We start from the raw sequence: 21,856 nt of genomic DNA on the forward strand, positions 1-21,856 counted from the left end.
GATTGCATGCATGAACTAAGAAAATTTAGATACATTTATTTGGTACTCTATCAACTATCCATTCATCCTTACTATGGTATTCTTCAAATATACCATGTATAACGTAAGTAGTACGCAATCGCTCAATTATATACAATTCAAAAAGCACCGCTAACTTGTAGCGGTGCTCCATTCAACCTATTTTATTATTGTACGGTTTCTTCTACTGGTGATTGTTCTTTTATATAACGCAACACAGGCTTACGCGCTGCCTTCGTTTCATCTAGACGACCAATGACTGTTGTGTGCGGTGCTTCTTGAACGATTTCGGGATTTTCTTCTACTTCCTTGGCGATTTGAATCATCGCTTCAATGAAGTTATCCAATGTTTCTTTGGATTCCGTTTCTGTCGGCTCGATCATCATAGCTTCCTCGACATTCAACGGGAAGTAGATTGTAGGCGGATGATATCCGAAATCTAACAAGCGCTTTGCCATATCAAGTGTACGTGCACCAAGCTTCTTCTGACGACGGCCTGATAAGACGAATTCATGTTTACAATGCTGTGTATACGGAAGGTCGAAGTATGGCTCTAGACGACGCATCATATAGTTTGCATTGAGTACTGCATATTCTGTAACAGCTTTCAAGCCATCTGGACCCATTGAGCGGATATACGTGTATGCACGTAAGTAAATACCGAAGTTTCCGTAGTATGGCTTCACGCGACCGATAGATTGCGGTACATCATAGTTTAGTACGAAACGATCATCCACTTTTTCAATGACAGGTTTCGGCAGGAATGCAGCGAGTTCGTCTGTTACCCCAACTGGACCTGAACCTGGACCACCGCCACCGTGAGGACCTGTGAACGTCTTATGCAAGTTCAAATGAACCGCATCGAAGCCCATATCGCCTGGGCGTGCTTTAGACATAACAGCATTCAAGTTTGCTCCATCATAATACAGCTTTCCGCCAACTCCGTGAACTGTTGCCGCCATTTCCAAGATATCTTCCTCGAAAAGACCCAGCGTGTTTGGATTCGTCAACATCAATGCTGCAGTATCGGGACCCACTTTTGATTTCAAGTCTTCAAGATCAACTAAGCCTTTTTCATTCGACTTAACTGTCACTGTGTCAAAGCCTGCAACCGTTGCAGAAGCTGGATTTGTACCGTGAGCAGAGTCAGGAACAAGTACTTTCGTACGCTGTGTATCCCCGTTTGCTTCATGGAAAGCACGGATCATCATCAATGCCGTCCACTCACCATGTGCACCTGCAGCAGGTTGCAATGTGACTTGTGGCATCCCCGTGATTTCAGCTAAGTGCTCTTGCAGATCATACGCTACTTCGAGTGCACCTTGAACCGTAGACTCGTCTTGTAACGGGTGAACGCGTGCGAATCCAGGGAAGCGTGCAACCGCTTCGTTGATTTTCGGATTATACTTCATCGTACAAGAACCTAATGGATAGAATCCTGTATCGACTCCATGGTTACGATTAGACAATGCAGTGTAGTGACGCATGATGTCTAGTTCAGATACTTCCGGCAGTTCTGCGTCTTCTGTGCGAATAACACCCTGAGATAAAATAGACGCAACATCTACTTCAGGTACATCTAATTCAGGTAAGCTATAACCGATTCGTCCAGGTTTGGATACTTCAAAAATGAGTGATTGGTTTTCCTTATGCATGGATAGCCTCCAATTCTTGCACGTATGCATCGATTTCTTCTTTCGTACGTTGTTCTGTTACCGCGATCAGTGCGTGGTTTGCAAGACTTTCGTCCACAAGACTCAAATCGTATCCACCGATAATCCCTTGATCCAGCAAACGTTTGTTAACGTCTTTAATCGGTGATTTGCAATCTACGACTAGTTCATTGAAATGAGCAGCACCGAATTTCACTTCAAAGCCTGCTTTTTCAAATGCTTGTTTCGCGTAAGCTGTTTTCGCGATGTTTTGATACGCGATTTCTTTAATTCCTTCTTTACCAAGGGCTGTCATCGCAACAGATGCTGCAAGAGCATTCAGTGCTTGATTCGAACAGATATTGGATGTCGCTTTATCACGACGAATATGCTGCTCACGCGCTTGCAAAGTCAGAACGTATCCTCTACGACCTTGATCATCATTCGTTTCGCCGACTAGACGACCTGGTACTTTACGCATCAACTTTTTCGATACAGCAAAATATCCACAGTGTGGTCCACCGAATGACTCTGGAATGCCGAATGGTTGTGCGTCTCCAACAGTAATATCCGCTCCAAGCGCTCCAGGTGGTGTTAAGAGTCCTAAAGCAAGTGGATTCGCCGAAACGATCGACAATGCACCGTTTTCATGTGCAATATCACTGATTGCCTGAAGATCCTCTACTTGTCCGTAGAAGTTCGGGTATTGAACAAGCACTGCTGCAGTCTCGTCATCAATCATTTCTTTAAGCTTATCAATATCAGTTACACCGTTATTATGTGGAATCGTTACTACTTCAATGTATTGCCCGTCAGCGTACGACTTCACCACTGCGTGTGATTCGTTATGAACAGTAGCCGATACTAGCAACTTCTTGCGGCGTGTATGGCCTGCAGCAAGTGTTCCCGCTTCCGCAAGTGCTGTTCCGCCGTCATACATCGAAGAGTTCGCTAGCTCCATGCCTGTCAATTCACAGATCATCGTCTGGAATTCAAAAATCGCCTGTAACTCACCTTGTGAAATTTCGGGTTGATATGGCGTGTATGCCGTATAGAACTCAGAACGTGAAATTACATGATCTACGATGATCGGACGATAGTGATCATAGACTCCTGCCCCTAGGAACGAAGCATAGTCTTGAGCGTTGATGTTTTTCGCAGCTAAACGTCCAAGTTCTTTTAAAAGAGATGTTTCGGATTTAGCAGGTTTGATCTTATACTCACCTTTGAATCGTACTTTTTCCGGAATATCCGAAAAGAGTTCATCGATGGAAGAAATTCCGATTGTTTCAAGCATGTCTTTCTGGTCTTGCTCCGTCATAGGTAGATAACGATGCTTCATAATAGTTTACCCCTTTTCACTTATGATCTTTTATAGAAAGGTGTTGCAATAACTTTAGCCTTCAGACGCTTTGTGCGGATTTCCACTTCGACTTCAGTACCAAGCTCCGTGAACTCTGTAGATAGAAGTGCAAAACCGATGTTCTTCTTTAATGTAGGAGACTGCGTACCCGTTGTGACTTCACCGATCTCCTGGTCACCATCAAATACTTTGTAACCAGTGCGAGGTATCCCTTTATCGATCATTTCAAGTCCAACAAGCTTACGTTGCACGCCTTGTTCTTTTTGCTTCACCAGTACATCTTTACCAATGAAATCTTCTTTCTTGTTCACTTTCACGACGAAACCAAGTCCCGCTTCGAGTGGAGAAATATCTTCTCTTAGTTCTTGACCGTATAATGGCAGTCCCGCTTCAAAGCGCAGTGTGTCTCGTGCACCAAGACCTGCAGGGACGACACTACCTTCTTGCAAAATCTTTGACCACAAGTTCTGGATTGCTTCGGGGGTGCCGTAGATCTCAAATCCATCTTCTCCTGTATAACCAGTACGTGAAACAAGTACATCTTCTCCACTTACTTGAACATGTTCTTTAAAACGGAAAAACTTAATTTCTTCGAGCGACTCATCCGTCAGTTTCTGTAATACCGACTCCGCCACAGGACCTTGCAGTGCAAGTAATGCGTAATTGGAGGATTGGTTATCGATGACGACATTGTCAATTTGTTGTTTTTCCATCCAGGCAACATCTTTTTCAATGTTTGATGCATTGACTACTAATAAATAGCGCTGTTCCTCTAATTTATAAATTAAGAAGTCATCAATCGTTCCACCTTGCTCATTACACATCACAGTATACTGCGCTTGGCCGATTTTCAGTTTGGAAACATCATTCGTCACGAGCTTCTGCAAATAATCGAGTGCGCCGCTACCACTGACAAACACTTCTCCCATATGCGAGACATCAAACAAACCCGCTTTTGTACGAACAGCTTCGTGTTCTGCCTTAATACTCGAGAACTGTACAGGCAACTCCCAGCCGCCAAAGTCGATCGTCTTGCCTCCGTACTCTTTATAACTTTCAAATAACGGTGTACGTAATAATGGATTCGTCAAACTGTTTCCTCCTTTTTGTTCTGATCAAGGATCGATCAGTATGTAATTCATCAAAAAAAGGACAGGGGTCTCCTATAAAAGAGAACCCCTGTCCTTTTGCCTGAAAGCTTTACAGTTTCCATACTTTCTTCGGCCGCTGATTACTCAGCACTCTCCAGAGATGCGTCATGTATGCGTTTTGTTACCTGAGAGATTCATAACATTCGTTACTTGCTCCTTCGGCGGCGCCTAATGCGCGCTCTCCCCATACAATCATTCGCATGATTCAATTAATTTTTTCTTCACTGATATCTTAACATTTCATAGAAGTAAGCGCAATCTATTTCTTAAGAGCACATAAAAGCGAATGATAGTTTAACTACAAACTAAATCATTCGCTTTTCTAATGAGTTATTGATATCTTTCGATTTGAAAGATAATATATTCTGCAATATCCGTTAAAGATTTGCCCGTAGTCTCTACAGTGAAATGAGATGACTGTAAATACCTCGACTTGCGTTTTTTATAAAGAGCTTCTAATTCTTGCCGCGAGGATTGTTGTACGATCGGACGATTGACATCAGTTGAGATTCTTCGCCAAATATCGCGGAATGATGCATTGAGGAAAAATACGATACCTGTTTCGCGCATCAGGTGTATATTCTCTTCTCTTACCGCAACACCCCCACCCGTCGCCACAATACAATATTCTTCCGGGAATTTTTCAAGGAATTCTGTCTCCAACTGTCGGAAATATAATTCTCCATACTGATCGAATATTTCCGGAATCGTCATTTGCATTTGTTCTGAAATTTCATGGTCCATATCAAAGAACGGAATGCCTGTTAGCGTATGCAGCCGTTTACCGATTGCACTTTTTCCACATCCCATGAATCCCACTAAATAAATCCTTTTCATTTTCATCCATCCCGTTTCATTAATTCAACTGCTTTATGCTCATAATAGGTTTCGAGCCAGTCGTATATTCTGTAGATACTATCATGCCATGAAACGAGGGAGAAAAGAAAGAGACTTACGAAAAATAATAGAACAATCGCGAAAATAAATGATCCTCCCTTCTCATTTTTGATATAATCCAATGGCAAACGTCCTTTCTTTACGCATACCATCCTTCATTTCGACAACAAGCTTCAATTCGCTATCTTTCAAAGTAAATTTACTGGATTTCACATTCATCAATAATGGAACATGACCTGTTCCATTTACTACCTTACGAAGCATTTCATCGTATTGCTGAATTGTGATAATTCCTCTTTTCGTATGAAACGTCAAGCGAGTAGGTTTTACTTCCTCCACTACAGTTACTACTTCCAATAATTCCTGTAACTCTAATGAAAATAACTCCCACTCCCCTAGTAAATCGCCTTGATAAACTTTCTCCACGGGCGCTTGCCAGTAGAAAAACAGAATGGTAAATTGAATTAACATCGTGAATATAAGTAAATGAACAATACTCTCAACTAATGAATATCCTTTTTCATTCAATCGTTTCATATATTCACACATCTCTGGTTTTCTATTTGTTGAATGTCATATGCAACGCAAATCTGTCTATCACTAACTGTCCAATTATAGTGCAAATCCTCATGTGATCTATGTCCTGTTGTTTGTCCTGATGATTTATATAGAATAGCTGCTTGATAGGCAGTTTGAGTTGCAATCATCGCTTGCTTTTTTTCGGTAACAGATGACGTCAATATGTTAGCCATTGGTAATAAAGATCCAAAAATCACCAGGACTACGAGTAACGACAACATAGCTTCTGGCCACGATTGCCCTTTTTCATTCATTGACAATCATCCTTCCTCTTTCAAATTGGAATGAGACTGATATATTACCTTTACTTTGTGTGGTGATGGTTATTTTACCTGTATTAATCAAATAACCTGTATCAGCAAAATCTAATTGTCTTAGTGGAGAATGTTTCGTCCTGTACATTCCTTCAGGAAATTCTCCACTTAATACTTTAAATAAATCATCTGAAACCGCTTTGTAAGCTCTACCATCTTCTTCAAATTTCAAAGTGACTCTTTGCTGATTTGTGATCGCATATAATTGCGTTTCATGAACCGTCGTCATGAATTGCTTCAGAGCATCTTCTTCGGTTATTCTTTGCAGACGCTTTTCACTAAACGGAAGAATAACGGCTGTTAAAATCATCATAATAGATAGAACAAGCAACAGCTCCACGAAAGTGAACCCTTGCTGACCTTTGACAGCTTGCTTAGCCACCATCTTTTGGCGCCGTCACTTTTCCTTCTCCGTCAACTGATATCGCTTTACCATTAGGACACGCAGGTTCAGCCGGTAAATACCCTTCTGTTGTCAGAGATGAAATCGTCGGAATCGTTTTTTTGTCCATCTTATATGCTTGCACTTGGCCTTCCACCATTTTGACGTACGCTTCGCATCCCTTTTCATCTATCGATTTAGAATGCTTGGTAACATTTGGGATTGCGATTAAGATTAATACGGTGATAATCAGCAATACGATCATCATTTCGATTAATGTAAAACCTTTTTCATTCTTCAGCAAATCTACTCCTCCTTTAGATACTGTCAATCATTTTATAAACAGGCAATAAAATAGATAAATAGGATAATAAAATACAAACTGCCAGGACACCAAATAAGGCAGGCTGTACTATCGTTAACCATTGATTGACTTTCTCCTCCAATTGCTCACTCGTATGTTCGCTATATAGCAAAAGTTCTTTCGGTAAGTATCCGGTATCCGCTCCGTGTTTCGCAAAATCTGCGAGCCGTGGCGATAATCCATCTGTTAAACGGATTGCTTCATGTAAAGATTCACCATAAATGACGTATTCACTAAGTTCGTTAGTGATAACCGATAATATTGGATCCTCTGTCTGCTCGGTTAGAACAGCTAATGCGCGTTGCAAGGAAAGTCCAGATTGCAACAAACTTCCGAGTTCACTGGCGAAATCTCTAGTTTTCATTTCACTGTAGAATGTTTTGACCCCAGGGACTTTTAATACATAGTGTAAAACTTCAGATGGAGACAATCTTTTTAACCATATTCGAACGAAAAGAAAACCAATAGCAAATATAATGGCAACAGCGAGCAAGAGATCCGGTATAGATGAAACGAGTTTCGGTAGTAATTGAACGATCCCTCCATCGTCATTTGCCCGCATTACAGTTAACGCTTCAAAATTCGGCAAGAAAAATTGCCGGAACGCTACCAATAAAATCAATAGGAAAGAAAACAGAACACTAGGATATGCCAATAGTTTTCGTATCTGTTTCTGCTTCTCTGTCTTTCGGTTGACACGATCCGCGACCTCTTTCAACGCACGTATCAAGTTGCCGTCCACTTCTGCAATAACAATCGGCAACATTATACTTTTACCGAAACCTAAACTCTTCAATATATGCGAAACACCATATCCCATTTTCAACTCCTCTTCTACTTGTCGAAGTTTCTCCTCATACTCTTTCGTATGATAGGGCAAGATCAGAATGAGTCCTTCATGAAAGGTATAGCCTTCTTGTAGTAACACTGAAAGTCGCACTAGAAACTCTGCTGGCTTTGTTAATTTTTTATTGGAAGATGAACTGATTAATTTAATCCGATCCATATAGCACCTTTTCATACAAAGCTTGCTGCACTTCAATTTTCTTATGAATAGGTGTCGTAAAACGTATACCATTGACCATTGATTCCGTAGCTATTTGTAGATCTGACTCCTGCAATATTTCAAAAACCGCTGCCGTTTCTCCGGACTGTTGGGTAATCAGTCGCTGAGCGGAGATTGCGATAATGGTCTGTCTAAGTTCTTCTACATGAATACCGAGGTCTAGTAAACGATACAAGCACCCTACAGGATCTTTCGCATGGATTGTGCTGAGAACTAAGTGTCCTGTCAACGCTGCTTCAACTGCAATTTTAGCTGTCTCTGCATCTCGTATTTCACCAATCATGATAACATCAGGAGAATGACGCAAAATCGCTTTCAGCCCAGCAGAATATGTAATACCCGAACGTTCATTCACTTGAATTTGTAGCAGATGACTATGATTATTCTCTACAGGATCTTCAAGTGAAATGACATGACGTCTGAGTTCGGATACACAATGGGAAGTCAAAGAATACAATGTAGTCGTTTTACCAGAGCCAGTAGGTCCGGTGACAAGAAACAGTCCTTGTTTGCTAGCAGCGGCTTCCGCCAATTGTTGCGTCCATTCAGGATCCAGACATAGCTGGTTGAGCGGAACGATTTTATCGTGTTTCTGAATACGGATTGCGACACTCTCCCTCAATTGAATAGAGGGAATGGTCGAGACACGAAAAGAGAAGTTACAGTCTAAGAAAGACCGGTGGAAGGAACCACTTTGAGGGCGACGTTGTTCACTAATATCTAGAGCAGATAAAAATTTATAGAATGAAATTAAGCGACCGCCTAGTGTATGAGGATACTGACCAATTTTTGAAAAATACGAGTGCTTACGAATTGTCACGTCATATCCCTCTGTCGTAGGCACAAAATGAATATCTGTGGCTTCGGACTTAATAGCTTTCTCAAGCAGCTGCAAACAAGTTTTTTCTATAGGGTTCTGTTCAGTTTCCATAGTTCTCCCCTTTCTCCATTCGACAAAAGACCACTTTTCATCTTAGAAGGAAGTATATACGGAATATGAATTGTTTGAAAACGCACTACATTTATGTGAATTCATTTTTCAAGGTCATTATGGAGTCATAATTCATTTCTTTACGTCAATTCGATAGCAAAAATCAATTTTCATATTATTTTCACCATAGGTTCTGTTATACTGTAATCAGCTACTATCTTAATCCGTTCGTACAAGTACACTCTTTTGACACAATGTAAAATCGATTGGAGTTTACTTTTAGGCTTACGTTCTATTATAATGGATAAGAGCTTATTGTAATGTTGTGAAGGAGGGATTCTTAGATGGATAATATGTTTAAACTTTTAGGATTCTGGTCAGGTATTTTTGCGGTAATGTTCTATGTAGGAAATATGATTCCAGCTGCTTTACTTATGGTAGCAGGTACAGTCTTCTTTATTCTACTTGGATACTTGAAGCTATCAGAGCGTATGTATATTTACCTATTCGGAGCATACCTGATGATCTTCATGGTTGGTTTCAGTTACTATTCAATTTTCATTCACGTACCTGGCGGAGGACACTAATCCGTACATACAAAAAACAGCTTCCACAATGGAAAGCTGTTTTTTGTTTGCTTTATTTTTATTAAAATCCGTGTAAGTAGGGATTTTGATCTTTTTCGATTCCTGGTGTTGTCGCGGGTCCGTGCCCAGGATAAATTAACATCTCGTCATCCAGTGACAATAACTGTTCGTGAATCGCTTTGAGCAACGTTTCTGTATTACCTCCAGGCAAGTCCGTACGACCTACGCTACCTTGGAACAGTGTATCCCCTACGATTGCGAACCCTTCATCTTGAAAGATGTAGCAAACGCTTCCTGGAGAGTGTCCTGGCACATGACGCGTCTCCATCTTAAATGGACCTACTTCCAATTGCTTCTCATCATGAAGTAGCACATCTGCAGGATTACAAATGACATCAGGTAATACAGGATATTTAGCTGAACCGTTCAATTCCGGGTTCGCAAGCCATTTCTTTTCTGCCACATGCAAATACACTGGAATATCATAAGCGGTTCGAATCTTTTCCAACGCACCGATATGATCAAAGTGTGCATGTGTCAATAAAATGGCAACAGGCTTCAGCGATAACTTTCGTATTTCCGATAATAATGCCTCTGCATCTTCACCTGGATCGAATATTAAACAATTCTTCTTTTTATCTTACACTATGTAACAATTCGTTTGAATTGGACCTAGTGGATGTATATGTATCCTCATTTAATTCACCTCTTTGTCTAATATTAATGAATCTGGACACAAACTTCAAATAATCGTCATTATTTAATCTCGACAAAACGATTCATTAACAGTACAATAGAGGAGGAATATCGCTTTATGGCATTCATTTTTTCAATGTTGAAAGGAGTGTCTACTCAATGAATTTATTAGTCATCATTTTTGGATTGATTGCAATTTTAGCAGTCTTTGGAACGGTCCAAGCTTTTAAAGAGCGGAATCTGTTAAGTATAGTTTTCAATGTGGTAACGGTTGTAGTTATCGGAGGATTTACGATCGCTACTGTCATATATTCTGGATACCCGCCACAACTACACAAATAAGTTCCAAAAAATAAGGACACCCCTTCATTGGGGATGTCCTTATTTTTTTATTCTACGAATCGATATCAGGGAAGTTCGACACATTGAAGGATACGCTCCAACTAGCATCTCAGTCCCCCTAGATAGGATCTCAGTATTTATAATAGGGTTTATTCAATTGGCTCCACCTCTAACCACTTCACCATCTCGCCAGTTTTAATATCAATCCAAGTATCCAGACTATACCCTGTCAAACACTTATTACCTTTGCAAGCTAGCGATCCGCCTTCTGATAGCTCTTGACGCTTCACTTCCTTGCCTTCTTGTATCTTCACTAGAAAACTGGTTGGCATCATCTCGGTTTGATTGGTAATCGTCATCAACAATGTATGTTCATCTGGAAATACAGCACGATCCATCACGAATGAATCATCTTCAACCAACCAAGAGCTTTTCTCTTCCCCGGTAGTATTTAGAACTGCATATCGTATCTGCTCATCTTCGAATGATTCAATTAATACTTGATCTGTAGCTGAGTAGAATTGGTTGACGTTATTAGCGAGCGTAGTTTCTTCTCCTGTAGACAGTGATTGTTTCAATACATCTGTTTCTCCCATGTACACCAACTCTTCAGTACCTAGCCACCGAGGAAATGGATCAGCGAGATCCACCGCGACCAATGTATCGTCATTTGCGTCGTAGCGCATAATCTCGTAGCTCCAATCATCAGAGAATGCCGTAATTAGTATTTGGGAAGCGTCGATACCATTCCATTGAATTTCAAGTTCAGAGGATTCTACCGATATTTGATTTAGTGGCACACCCGCATGATCGACTATATGTATGATAGCTTCCGTTGAATCTTCTGCTGTTTTGACTAGCAGTTGCGAAGCAGTAGGATGTACTTGCACCTCAGAAATCGTTGCAGTAGCCGTAAATAACGTATGTATGTCTCCTGTCTTCAAATCAAAAGACAGCAGACGGTCTTCATCATCTTTGTGATCGACGAACAAAATCGCTGTTTCATTCAACCAACCTACAACAAAACGCACATCATCTTGCGAAACCGTAAGTTTTTCTAATGACTCAGTTTGATTTTCTACTGGTTGCTCTTCAGCTTCAAGATCCTTAGATTGCGTACATGCTACTAAAAAAAATGTGCATACTACTGGGATAAGTATTTTCTTCACTTTTTCACTTCCCTATCGTTAGTTTATAGTTAAAAAAAGCTGCACGGCATAGGCGCCGCGCAGCTCATCAAGTTATTTACTTTCTTTCATTTCAGGACTGCCATCTGGTCTTTCCTTGAATCGAAGCAAGTCACCATTGATGATAGTATCTGAATAATTCAATTCAGTGTTGGCACGCTCAATATACGGCTTACATTGCGCTTCATCTTGTGATGGTTCACCTGTTTCAATGTCATAGCAAACTTCCTGTGCGTAAATATTTTTGTCTGTGATAAGACGGCCGTCACGGAAAATGACGAATGGTTCATGATCAGGTGAGAATAAATCAGAACCGAATTGCATATCTGCTTTTGTATCAATGCCTAGCAGATGAAGAACGGTAGGACGGATATCTACCTGTCCGCCAAGCTCATGCATTTGCTTACCTTCACCGGATCCTGGCATATGAATGAACAATGGAACCTTTTGAAGTTCTGCATTATCGAATGGTGTAATTTCCTTATCCATATACATACCCATTGCTTTATTGTGGTTTTCGGAAATACCATAGTGGTCTCCGTACATGATGATAATCGAATCTTCATACAAACCACTTTCCTTCAAGTCATCAAAGAACTCCTTAACCGCTTCGTCCATATATCGAACTGTCTGGAAATACTTATTTAACGTGTTGGAATTTGATGTGTATTCAGGAATTAATTTATCCTGTTCATCCAAATCAAATGGGTGATGGTTTGTTAGTGTAATCATTCGTGTAGCAAATGGTTGCTTAATATCTTTCATCAAATCAACAGATTGATGGAAATAAGGAATATCTTTCATTCCCCAGTTAACAGCTTCATCTTCACCAATTGTGTAGCTATCTACGTCATAGAACTTCTGTACATCTAGTGCTTTGTACATAATATCACGGTTCCAGAAGCTCTTGCTGTTAGCATGCATAACACTTGTAGCATACCCATTCTCGCCAAGTCGTTCAGAAAGCGAGTTATATGTGTTACCGCTGTGTGTAAAGAATACTGCACTACCGTTACGTCCATATAATGAGTTCTCCACGATAAACTCGGAGTCGGACGTTTTCCCTAATCCAGTTTGTTGATAAAAATTGTCAAAGTAGAATGTATCTTTATCGTTTGTTAATTCATTTAAGAATGGAGTGATTTCATGTCCATCCATATCATTATTAATAACAAAGTTTTGTAACGATTCAAGTGAAACGAGAATGACATTTTTGCCTTTTGCAGAACCAAACATTTTTGGATCTGGTTGTGCGTGGTTGGCTTTGACGTAGTTTTCTATTTCCGTCAATTCCGTACCATCAGCAAATGTACGCTGTGCATGGGATTTCGATTGTACGAATAAATCATATAGATGATAATTATACGTACCGATATTTTTAACTAGCAATTCTCGGTCAAAACTTCTTGTCAATAACTGTGGGCGCTGAGCTTCTGCAAGCGCCAAGTTGAACATCATCAACGTAGCAGCTGCTGCGAAATATACTTTGCGTCCCATTTTACGGCTAGATTCTTGAACGGGTCCTTGCTTAAAGAATCGCATAGCCACTATAATAATCAAGACATCTGAGAAAAAGAATAGGTCAAGAAGTCGTAAGTTCTCAGTAATAGAGGAACTTAAATCTGCAAAGTTACTTGTCTGGAACAATAGAGGCAGTGTAATAAAGTCCGTAAAGAAACGATAGAACACAGCATTGGCAAACATGACAAATGATGTGATAAAACTAACCGCTAAAATATATCGGTTACGTGTTTTCGTCTTTTTAATAAATAAAGCAACCCCATAAATAAACATTAGAAATGCTAAGGGATTAATTAGTAAGATAAATTGTTGCATAGCATTATCGATCTTCATATTGAAACTGGTGAAATACCCGATATAGGTAGTCAACCAAGTTGCGATTACTGCGATAATGAGTACGGAATGCTTAGGCCATGAAAATTTTCTCATTCCATCTCTTCCTTTCGTTTCGTTTAGATACTGTTTTATAGTCATCATATATATAGACGTTTGACTGAGTGAAAAGTTTCACATAAGACGAGGAATGAGTAGTTCGTATAATATCAACTAGCTACTAGCTAGTTTGCTCTCTTCTCAAAACAAGCAATGCTTGAATATATGTTTGTTGATCAATGAATTGATGGTCATACAGTTCTTTGACCTCGGACTCCATGATCATGCTATCCTGTCTTTTATTGCCTGTATAGATGATTACACCAAAACGTTTAAGCAATTTCATCACGTCATAAAATTCATTCATTTGCTTCACGAGCTTTCTGACAATCTATAATATGTTCATCTGTGTAAATATAGGACACCGGAACATCGTGCGGCTCCCTAACTATATTATGGCTGATTTGACAGTCAAATGCCAGTGAAAATGTTTCAAATGGGAAATTTATCAAATAGCGATCGTAGTAACCGCCACCGAATCCAATACGGTAACCTGTTTCTGAATATACGACACCTGGCACAATTTGCAAATCAATTTCTTCCGGTCTTACAGGCTCTGTCAAATCTATTTTCGGTTCTTTTAAGTCCATGTACACTACTTCTGTTTGATCAAATGAATCAATCAAACGAAAATCCATTTCTCTCGTAGAAGAAATACATCGTGGAATAGCAATTCGCTTCCCGACTTGCCAGGCGGTTTCTATCAAACGATGCGTGTTCACTTCCGGAAACCTTGATAATGTGATTCCGATTGTCTCTGCATACTTAAATTCATCCGAAGCAAGAACTTTATCTGTAATAATGGATGATTTCCGTTCGTGATCAGATGGAGTTAATTGATGTAATTGCTGTATAACCTGTTTTCGAAGATGCTGCTTTTCCACTGTACTACCTCCCGTAAGAAAAAACCAAAACCGAAGCAGGTTTTGGTTTTAATGATTATTTCGTTTCACGGTGCAAAGTTTGCTTTTTTTCACGTGAGCAATATTTCATCATTTCAATACGTTCTGGATTGTTACGCTTGTTTTTCTTAGTAATATAATTACGCTCTGCACATTCTGTACAAGCGAGTGTTACGTTTACGCGCATTACTGTCCCTCCCACTCAATAGCTATAGATATAAGTAAAACATGAGCATGATCTATACGACTAATATATTATACCATAGAATCAATCGTTGTACAGCAAAAAGTTTCAAATATCATTCAGCATGTGCTTATGGTATTATGAAGGAAATTCTAGTTATTTGGGAGGGAACAGTATGGATATCCCCTTACTATTACTCAGCATCGGTGTATTGGCTGTCATTCTCTCGTTTTTCGTGGGCAATAAGGCTCGCGCAATAGATGATGAGTTGGAAAATGTATCGATCAGCTTGCATCAAGAAACGAGTAATCTAAAAAAGAGAGTACGTTTGCTGGAAGAAGAATTAATGGTCGCATCCCCAGCTCCAGAGCCCATTGCACCAGCACCTCAAAAAACAATACACGCAATTATCGTCAATCAAATCACATCACTTCACAAACAAGGCTACACAATCCCTGAGATTGCCAAACGCGCTTCACTTAGTGAAAAGGAAGTAACGGAAGTGCTACATTCTAAAGGAGTGCGGTTGTCATGATCAAGGAAATATTGCGCGCCATAGGGATTGGTTGTTTGATAGCTGGTGGTATTCTGTATTTCGTACAGCAACAAACATCAGAAGGTTCGTTGCAAAAACAATTGGCCGATTCCAAAGAAGATGTAGCTATTCTAAAAAAAGAACTTGCTATATCACAAACCCTTTCTGGAAAAGAATCTATTCGTAAACCAGAAGCTGAGCAAGAAACGATTCCAGATGAAAATGAAGCGGATGAAATCATCACAAAGAGTTTTACCGTAAAAGCAGGTATTACACCCGCCGAGCTATCGCGCGAATTAGAAAACGAGAAGTTAATAAAGAATGCTGAAGAATTTGAACTGTATATAATTGAAAATGAATATACACGAAAAATTAAAACCGGTACATATGAATTACGCTCTGATATGCGCTTCCCTGAAATCGCCAGAATCTTTTTGCGCTTATAATATAAAAGACGAAAACCAAGAGGTTTTCGTCTTTTTTGTATTGATTGATATTGTTTATTTCTGTATTCTCATATCCGGAGATGCGTCGTCAGCCTTCGAGTTTCTCTGTCTTTTTTGTTCAAAATATACATCAAGTGCTTCTTTGGCGATTTCACTAGCTGTGGCGGATGGATAGCGTTTCGTATTCGTGGAAATATACGGAATGATAACGGAATACGCAACTTCAGGTTTGTCTGCAGGGGCATACCCTACATGAGACAGGTTAATCGTCGGAATAACTGGGTTGGATTTATTACCTGTGTAATAAAAGGATTCCGCGGTACCCGTCTTTCCTGCTCCTGTATAGGGTGCACCCGCGAGTAAGCCAGAAGCTGTACCGTTCGCGCCATAGTATACATAATTCATACCTTTCTTCACTTGATCGATTTCCTCTTGAGAGTTTTTCAAGTGATTCAACACTTTCACAGGAGTTTCCTCAACCAACTCGCCAAGCACTTCCCCATCCGGAGATGGTTCACGAATTTCTTTCAAAATCTTCGGTGCTATTCGATTGCCGTCAGAAGCAATAGTTGCAACATATTGCGCCATTTGCAGAGGAGTATACGTATCAAACTGTCCGATTGAGAAGTCAAGCAGTTTCCCAGGGACTGTTTCAGTACCGGTTACCCCTGTATATTCTCCAGGTAAATCGATTCCTGTTTTGACGCCTAAGCCAAATGCCGCAAAGTTCTCGCGGAATGTATCAAAGGCTTTCTTGTCGATTGGTAATCCTTGTCCTGGTCGGTATGTCGCTTTTCCTAAGCCCATCGCTATACGGAACATATATACGTTGGAAGAACGACCAATAGCGGAAATGTCGTTTAATGCCACTCGACCATTCGGATTAAACAAAGATCGTTTGTATCTGCCGCCAATATTGATTGGTTGGTCAATTTTAACTTCACCAATTTTTGCAGCACCTTCATTATAACCTGTAAGCATCGTCGCCAATTTCACCGTTGATCCGACTTCATACGCTGAAGTAAACGTACCATATGTGTAATCCTGTATCGCCCACCGTCCTGTCGATTCATCCTTTAGTACTTTCTTACCGACAAGCGACAAGATTTCTCCGTTATTCGGATCTAGCATGACAAGGAATGCCGAGTCCAACGCACCTGTATTCGGACCTTGTTTTAAACGCAATAATTTATTGGATACGACATCTTCCAGCGCCTTCTGTAAATCAGTATCTGTAGTCAGGATTAAATCTTTACCTGGCTTTCCTTCTTTCACCGTTTTTGTTTCAACGACTTTTCCTGTGCGGTCTTTGACATTTTTCACAATCGTCTTTTGACCTTTCAGTAAGTCTTCGTAATACGCTTCCAAATAACTTCTTCCTACGCGATCATTACGGGAATAGTCTCTCGCTAGGAAATAGTCTAAGTGAGAACGCGGAATCCCTTCTACCGGACTTGTTGTGGAACCGAGAATCGCACTGTCGGATTTCTTCACCCGATCCCAGTCCGTAGTCGTATTGACGCCCGGCAGTTGATCCAATCTTTCAGAAACAACAGCTAGTTCTTTATCGGTCACACCATCGCTTTTAATAATTTGTGGTGAATAGGCATAACCTGCCATCATTTCTCGATAAATAGCGAGTACTTCTAAATCTTCCGCAGACAAAGTAGCTAATTCTTCATCTGTGATTCGGTCGCGTGTCAGCTGATTTATTTCCCGTTGGACATCTTTCTGAGATTTATTGTCATCTTTACTGAGCTCAGTTTGCTCTTTCTTAGGTACTTTATCAGCTGCTTTTACAGGATTTAATAATATCCAGAAATCTCGTTTATCGCCTATTGTGACACGGTGAGTATCTTGGTCGATCAACTTCGCGATTTTTCTTGCCAGCGCAAGCATTTCTTTCGTCGTCGTGGAGGATGTTTTCGTATACGTGATAGCATTTTTCGCTTCATTGTCTATGAGTACTTTTCCCGAGCGATCGAAAATTCTTCCACGCGGCGTGCTCGTGTTGACCGCAATCTCCTCGGTTCGTTCAAGACTGCGTGCATAATCTTCCCCCTTGACGATTTGCATATAACCTAAACGGAATATGAGTAAGGAAAAAAGGACAAAAATCGCTACAAATAAAAAATTCATTCGAAATGCAATATGTTGACGTTGACCCGTTTTGGGCGGCTCCGTCTTTTTCTGGTTTCTCTTCAACAGGAATCTCCTTTCTCAGGAAGTTTATGTATAAGAATTATAGCATGAAAACAATAAAGAACACACATCTAGACGAACTAGATGTGTGTCAGGTTTCAATTACTTATTGTCTTGGTAACGCTTTTCTACTTCATCCCAGTTTACTACGTTCCAGAATGCTGAAATATAGTCAGGACGACGGTTTTGATAGTTTAAGTAGTATGCATGCTCCCAAACGTCCAAACCTAGTAATGGTGTTTTACCATCCATGTAAGGTGAGTCTTGGTTAGGAGTTGATGTTACTTCAATTTCACCGTTGTTTACAACAAGCCAAGCCCAACCTGAACCGAAGCGAGTTGTTGCAGCTTTAGCAAACTCTTCTTTGAAAGCGTCAAAGCTACCGAACTTCTTGTCGATTGCTTTTGCAACTTCTCCAGTTGGGTTGCCGCCACCGTTTGGTGAAAGGATTGTCCAGAACAATGAGTGGTTAGAGTGCCCACCACCGTTATTGCGGACTGCTGTACGCTTGTCCTCTGGAACTTTGTCCAAGTTTGCAACTAATTCGTCAACAGGCATGTTAAGAAGTTCTTCGTGACCTTCAAGTGCATTGTTCACGTTCGTTACATACGTGTTGTGGTGTTTCGTGTGATGGATGTTCATCGTTTCTTTGTCGATGTGTGGCTCCAACGCATCGTATGCGTATGGTAGTTCTGGTAATGTATAAGCCATTTTCCATTCCTCCTCTAAATTATCTCTGTTTTGCCCTACCTCTTCACATTATCAAAATATGAGTCAGCATTCAAAGAAAATGGACTGTTAACGGAGAAAAAATAGAAAAATGACAATCATGACCACCATAATGGTGCCTTTTACAGCAACTGATGTCAGAAAACCAATGACAGAGCCGACTCCTGAACGGAAAGCTTGTTTAATCCCTACACGAGAGAAAATGAGTTCTGCAATGATTGCACCAATAAAAGGTCCAGCTAGAATACCCACCACTGGAATGACGAATGGGCCAATAAGCAGACCAATCGTACTTCCCCACATTCCCGCTTTGCTGCCACCGAAGCGTTTAACACCGACGAGATTGGCGATCATATCCGCTCCGAACAATAACAAAACGAACAATACTTGGATTACCCAAAATAACCAAGTTAACTCCTCAAATGAAACAAACGCGCCATAAAGTAGGAAGCCTGCCAGTAAAAACACAACAGATGGAATGACAGGGTAGATCAATCCGACAAACGCGATCGCGAACATGATAATTGCTAATGTCCAACCGATCCATAACATAGCTGTCACTCCTTATTTTATTATGCGTGCTTACCTAAAATCGCTTCCGCAATGTTTACTGCGTGGTCACCAATTCGCTCAAGATTCGAAACGATATCGACGAACACCATGCCAGCTTGTGCACTACAATGTCCTTCATTTAAACGGACGATATGATTTTTACGGAATCGACGTTCCATATTATCGATTAAATCTTCTTTCTCTGAAACGATACGTGCTAGATCTGTATCGTCTGAATCTAATGATTCAATCGCTTTTTGAACGGTTTCGATTGTCAATGTGAACATTTCAGTTAGATCTTCCATTGCGTCATCTGTCAGCTTCAATTTATTAGTTTCACGTAAATCGATTAGCTCAATGATGTTTTCGAAATGATCACCTATTCGCTCGATATCACGGACAGTATCCATTAATAAGACGTGACGACCAGATTCAGCTGGCGACACGATAACTACGGATACTTCTACTAAGTAGTCTGTGATTTTGCGATCGAGATTGTTGATAGCATCTTCAATTTGATACGCTGTTTCTGCATATTTTTTCTGACCTGTCTTCAAATATTCAAATGATTCCTGAAGACCCCGGACACTAAAATCACCCATCCGGACAATTTCTTCTTTGGCTTGTCCAATTGCGACGGCCGGTGATTGTGTGATGAAGCGACGGTCAAGATGTTTCGGTTTATACTCAATCGTGACATCCTCGCCCGGTATCATCTTAGTGACCAGATAAGCCCAAGCACCAATGAATGGAAATTGTAGAACCGTGTTGGCGATGTTAAACGAACCGTGTGCAAATGCGATTTGCATTTTACTTTCAAGATTCAAGGCACTCGCCATCCATTCAACGTAAGCCGTAAACGGTATGAGCAGGATCATAAATACGATGGTACCGACGATATTGAATAGTACGTGTACAGCTGCTGCTCGTCTTGCTGCAACAGATGCACCGAGTGCCGCAAGTACTGCAGTAATTGTCGTCCCGATGTTATCGCCAAAGAGAATCGGCAGTGCGGCTTTCATTGTAACCAAGTCTTCAGCGAAGAGACCTTGCAAGATTCCGACAGTCGCACTGGAGCTTTGTACGACCAGTGTGAAAATCGTTCCCGCTACTACGCCGAGCAGTGAATGTTCACTCATTGCTAGTGTGAAATCAGCAAATGCTTCTAATGAACGTAAAGGCTTCATTCCGTCACTCATTAATTCAAGTCCTAAGAATAATCCCCCGAAGCCGAAGATGACTTCTCCTAGGTTCTTGATTTTAGCTTTACGGACGAAGAAAATCAGGAAGGCACCAAATGCCATGATCGGTAATGCATATGCGCCGACATCTAAACCAATAATAAACGCAGTCACTGTCGTACCGATATTGGCGCCCATGATGACGCCGATTGCCTGACGGAGTGTCATAAATCCGGCACTTACCAGACCTACTGTAATAACAGTTGTTCCAGAACTAGATTGAATTAACACTGTTACGATAATACCGACAAGAACTCCCATAAATGGATTGGTAGTAAAACGGTCTAAGATTGCGCGAAGTCTGTCCCCTGCAGCCTTTTGCAATCCATCCCCCATGTACTTAATTGCGAATAGGAAAATTCCTAAGCCCCCAAGAAATTGGAACACCACTTCTTGCCAGTTCACTTCCATTTAATTGTCAACCTCCATCAAACGTTTTATGTATGATTTCTAACTGCCCTTCACTCGTTACAATCGTCGTGAAGTTTCAACCTATTATGAGAGTTATATACGTCAATTGTAAAGCATCCTACTGCAATCTTTACATCACCTTAACAATGCAGCAATGAATTGTCATAAGAATGTCGAAATTTCTGCAAAGCAGTATGTTTTAAATAAATGGTAGACTATATGTAGAAAGGGAGGCCGGCTCAGTGAAATTCCATCAAATTTTTAAAGCTTCTTTACATGAACCCAAAAAACTTGCAGCATTCCGCTTGTTATCGATCGGTAAAGTCATTCAATACATATTTGTGTTTATCTTTCTTTACACCGGCGTATCATTTTTGCAATTTGTAGTAGGCGATCATACACTGTTCCAGTCATCTCCTGAATTAGCGGAAATCGGCGAAACGATCGGCTTTTTGATCTATGCAATCGCATTTGTGCTGCAATTGGTCATTATTACGTCGTATTTATTTATTCGCATCAGTATTTTTGCTATCATAGGGGTAGTGCTATTGAAACTATTGCATCGCCGTGGCGAATTTCGTTTTATGTGGCGAACAGCAGCGATTGCTGCAACATTACCAATCTTGCTGACGATGGCATTTGAATTTGTTCCGCCTATGCAACCTTATAGCTTGTGGATCGCGTCGGTAGTCCATCTACTCTACGTTTGGAGAGCAGCAGTCTATTATCCAAAACAACCAAGATGAATAGACTTCCCCTATTCTGCATAGTGTAGTGCAGGAGGGATGCATGATGAGAATTCTACTAATCGCACTTGCTGTATTTTGCACAGTTCATTTTGTTCGAATGGATTTAACAGAAGGGACAATCCCTCTTGCAGCCTTTTTTGAAGATGAATCGTCCTGTATAGAGGAAACGCCGAATCATTCAATTGCCATTCGAGTGGTTGAAGGTGATACAATAGAATCGTTATTCGCATTATACCCAGATTCAACACAAAACTTTCTTGAGAGGTTGGAGCAATTTTATTCCATGAACCCTCATCTTGAACGCCAACAGTTTGTAGCAGGCGAAAAAATCAAGCTGCCGATCGGTGAACAAGTAGAATCTGTTTGCGAAGAAGGCGACAAAGGATAATTTTATATTCCATCTTTTTATGATGGTATTTACTC

General features: G+C 40.5%; 25 protein-coding genes, 1 pseudogene and 1 riboswitch. Of the genes and pseudogenes, 6 read left to right on the top strand and 20 right to left on the bottom strand.

The genetic code is table 11. The features are described 5' to 3' along the window. Positions 1–185: 185 nt before the first annotated feature. The 10 genes from gcvPB to comGA all read right to left on the bottom strand — a co-directional run bounded on the left by gcvPB (position 186) and on the right by comGA (position 8,717). The gene (gene gcvPB / locus CSV68_RS02460) at positions 186–1,673 is read right to left on the bottom strand and encodes an aminomethyl-transferring glycine dehydrogenase subunit GcvPB (RefSeq protein ID WP_099661393.1); all 1,488 of its coding nucleotides are present in this window, start codon (positions 1,671–1,673) and stop codon (positions 186–188) included. Continuing rightward, positions 1,666–3,012, bottom strand: a complete 1,347-nt coding sequence (gene gcvPA / locus CSV68_RS02465) for an aminomethyl-transferring glycine dehydrogenase subunit GcvPA (RefSeq protein WP_099633577.1) — start codon at positions 3,010–3,012, stop codon at positions 1,666–1,668. The genes gcvPB and gcvPA overlap by 8 nt, the downstream gene beginning before the upstream one ends. A 20-nt stretch (positions 3,013–3,032) precedes the next feature. Continuing rightward, the gene (gcvT, locus tag CSV68_RS02470; protein ID WP_099633578.1) at positions 3,033–4,124 is read right to left on the bottom strand and encodes a glycine cleavage system aminomethyltransferase GcvT; all 1,092 of its coding nucleotides are present in this window, start codon (positions 4,122–4,124) and stop codon (positions 3,033–3,035) included. A 163-nt stretch (positions 4,125–4,287) separates the two neighbouring features. Next, a riboswitch (glycine riboswitch) is annotated at positions 4,288–4,380 on the bottom strand. Positions 4,381–4,514: 134 nt separating this feature from the next. Beyond that, complete coding sequence (locus CSV68_RS02475) at positions 4,515–5,021, bottom strand: shikimate kinase (RefSeq protein ID WP_099633579.1); 507 nt, start codon at positions 5,019–5,021, stop codon at positions 4,515–4,517. 162 nt (positions 5,022–5,183) lie between these two features. After that, the gene (gene comGF, locus CSV68_RS02485; RefSeq protein ID WP_158233478.1) at positions 5,184–5,618 is read right to left on the bottom strand and encodes a competence type IV pilus minor pilin ComGF; all 435 of its coding nucleotides are present in this window, start codon (positions 5,616–5,618) and stop codon (positions 5,184–5,186) included. Beyond that, complete coding sequence (locus CSV68_RS02490; protein WP_099661395.1) at positions 5,615–5,914, bottom strand: hypothetical protein; 300 nt, start codon at positions 5,912–5,914, stop codon at positions 5,615–5,617. The genes comGF and CSV68_RS02490 overlap by 4 nt, the downstream gene beginning before the upstream one ends. Then, entirely contained in the window at positions 5,907–6,359 is a 453-nt protein-coding gene (gene comGD, locus CSV68_RS02495; RefSeq protein ID WP_099633583.1) for a competence type IV pilus minor pilin ComGD, read from the bottom strand. Before comGD ends, CSV68_RS02490 begins: the two co-directional genes overlap by 8 nt. Next, positions 6,349–6,660 (bottom strand): competence type IV pilus major pilin ComGC, encoded by a 312-nt coding sequence (gene comGC / locus CSV68_RS02500; protein WP_099661396.1) that lies wholly within the window; start codon positions 6,658–6,660, stop codon positions 6,349–6,351. The genes comGD and comGC overlap by 11 nt, the downstream gene beginning before the upstream one ends. Positions 6,661–6,673: 13 nt before the next feature. After that, on the bottom strand, positions 6,674–7,726 hold the full coding sequence (gene comGB / locus CSV68_RS02505) for a competence type IV pilus assembly protein ComGB (protein WP_158233479.1): 1,053 nt from the start codon (positions 7,724–7,726) through the stop codon (positions 6,674–6,676). Next, the gene (gene comGA, locus CSV68_RS02510; RefSeq protein ID WP_099633586.1) at positions 7,713–8,717 is read right to left on the bottom strand and encodes a competence type IV pilus ATPase ComGA; all 1,005 of its coding nucleotides are present in this window, start codon (positions 8,715–8,717) and stop codon (positions 7,713–7,715) included. The genes comGB and comGA overlap by 14 nt, the downstream gene beginning before the upstream one ends. 344 nt (positions 8,718–9,061) lie before the next feature. On the opposite strand from comGA, the gene CSV68_RS02515 reads away from it, so the two are divergent. Beyond that, positions 9,062–9,304 carry a DUF2626 domain-containing protein gene (locus CSV68_RS02515; RefSeq protein WP_099633587.1) on the top strand — a complete coding sequence of 81 codons (243 nt, stop codon included), beginning with the start codon at positions 9,062–9,064 and terminating at the stop codon, positions 9,302–9,304. Positions 9,305–9,365: 61 nt separating this feature from the next. Here CSV68_RS02515 and CSV68_RS02520 read toward each other — a convergent pair. After that, positions 9,366–9,926, bottom strand: a pseudogene (locus CSV68_RS02520) (MBL fold metallo-hydrolase); the annotation flags it as partial. Positions 9,927–10,159: 233 nt separating this feature from the next. Here CSV68_RS02520 and CSV68_RS02525 point away from each other — a divergent pair. Then, the gene (locus CSV68_RS02525) at positions 10,160–10,342 is read left to right on the top strand and encodes a DUF2759 family protein (protein WP_029054522.1); all 183 of its coding nucleotides are present in this window, start codon (positions 10,160–10,162) and stop codon (positions 10,340–10,342) included. A 149-nt stretch (positions 10,343–10,491) separates the two neighbouring features. Here CSV68_RS02525 and CSV68_RS02530 read toward each other — a convergent pair whose 3' ends face one another. From CSV68_RS02530 to rpmG, 5 genes are all read right to left on the bottom strand, one after another. Beyond that, positions 10,492–11,511 carry a YqgU-like beta propeller domain-containing protein gene (locus CSV68_RS02530; protein ID WP_099661398.1) on the bottom strand — a complete coding sequence of 340 codons (1,020 nt, stop codon included), beginning with the start codon at positions 11,509–11,511 and terminating at the stop codon, positions 10,492–10,494. A gap of 72 nt (positions 11,512–11,583) precedes the next feature. Further along, positions 11,584–13,479 (bottom strand): LTA synthase family protein, encoded by a 1,896-nt coding sequence (locus CSV68_RS02535; RefSeq protein ID WP_099661399.1) that lies wholly within the window; start codon positions 13,477–13,479, stop codon positions 11,584–11,586. 124 nt (positions 13,480–13,603) lie between these two features. Continuing rightward, entirely contained in the window at positions 13,604–13,789 is a 186-nt protein-coding gene (locus CSV68_RS02540) for a YqgQ family protein (RefSeq protein ID WP_099634130.1), read from the bottom strand. Continuing rightward, complete coding sequence (locus CSV68_RS02545) at positions 13,782–14,366, bottom strand: 5-formyltetrahydrofolate cyclo-ligase (protein ID WP_099661400.1); 585 nt, start codon at positions 14,364–14,366, stop codon at positions 13,782–13,784. Before CSV68_RS02545 ends, CSV68_RS02540 begins: the two co-directional genes overlap by 8 nt. A gap of 55 nt (positions 14,367–14,421) precedes the next feature. Continuing rightward, complete coding sequence (rpmG, locus tag CSV68_RS02550) at positions 14,422–14,571, bottom strand: 50S ribosomal protein L33 (RefSeq protein WP_029054517.1); 150 nt, start codon at positions 14,569–14,571, stop codon at positions 14,422–14,424. A 172-nt stretch (positions 14,572–14,743) separates the two neighbouring features. Between rpmG and CSV68_RS02555 the strand changes: the two genes are divergently transcribed. Both CSV68_RS02555 and CSV68_RS02560 read left to right on the top strand, forming a co-directional pair. Beyond that, entirely contained in the window at positions 14,744–15,103 is a 360-nt protein-coding gene (locus tag CSV68_RS02555; protein WP_099661401.1) for a hypothetical protein, read from the top strand. After that, a complete protein-coding gene (locus CSV68_RS02560; protein ID WP_099634133.1) occupies positions 15,100–15,549 on the top strand; it encodes a hypothetical protein in 450 nt (149 codons plus the stop codon). The genes CSV68_RS02555 and CSV68_RS02560 overlap by 4 nt, the downstream gene beginning before the upstream one ends. A gap of 54 nt (positions 15,550–15,603) precedes the next feature. Here CSV68_RS02560 and CSV68_RS02565 read toward each other — a convergent pair whose 3' ends face one another. The 4 genes from CSV68_RS02565 to CSV68_RS02580 all read right to left on the bottom strand — a co-directional run bounded on the left by CSV68_RS02565 (position 15,604) and on the right by CSV68_RS02580 (position 20,684). Further along, positions 15,604–17,754: a peptidoglycan D,D-transpeptidase FtsI family protein gene (locus CSV68_RS02565; RefSeq protein ID WP_233190425.1), complete on the bottom strand. Its 2,151-nt coding sequence runs from the start codon at positions 17,752–17,754 to the stop codon at positions 15,604–15,606. Positions 17,755–17,853: 99 nt separating this feature from the next. Continuing rightward, entirely contained in the window at positions 17,854–18,462 is a 609-nt protein-coding gene (locus CSV68_RS02570; protein WP_099634134.1) for a superoxide dismutase, read from the bottom strand. Between the two features lie 87 nt (positions 18,463–18,549). Beyond that, positions 18,550–19,032, bottom strand: coding sequence for a DUF456 domain-containing protein (locus CSV68_RS02575; RefSeq protein ID WP_099634135.1), 483 nt, complete (start codon positions 19,030–19,032; stop codon positions 18,550–18,552). 20 nt (positions 19,033–19,052) lie between these two features. After that, positions 19,053–20,684: a Na/Pi cotransporter family protein gene (locus CSV68_RS02580; RefSeq protein WP_099634136.1), complete on the bottom strand. Its 1,632-nt coding sequence runs from the start codon at positions 20,682–20,684 to the stop codon at positions 19,053–19,055. A gap of 242 nt (positions 20,685–20,926) precedes the next feature. Between CSV68_RS02580 and CSV68_RS02585 the strand changes: the two genes are divergently transcribed. Together CSV68_RS02585 and CSV68_RS02590 are read left to right on the top strand one after the other, a co-directional pair. Beyond that, positions 20,927–21,430 (top strand): DUF1189 family protein, encoded by a 504-nt coding sequence (locus tag CSV68_RS02585; protein WP_158233480.1) that lies wholly within the window; start codon positions 20,927–20,929, stop codon positions 21,428–21,430. Between the two features lie 46 nt (positions 21,431–21,476). Beyond that, a complete protein-coding gene (locus CSV68_RS02590; protein WP_099634138.1) occupies positions 21,477–21,821 on the top strand; it encodes a hypothetical protein in 345 nt (114 codons plus the stop codon). Positions 21,822–21,856 lie beyond the last annotated feature (35 nt).

Origin of the sequence: Sporosarcina sp. P29 (genome assembly GCF_002743265.1) — a bacterium.
Classification (GTDB): Bacteria; Bacillota; Bacilli; order Bacillales_A; family Planococcaceae; genus Sporosarcina.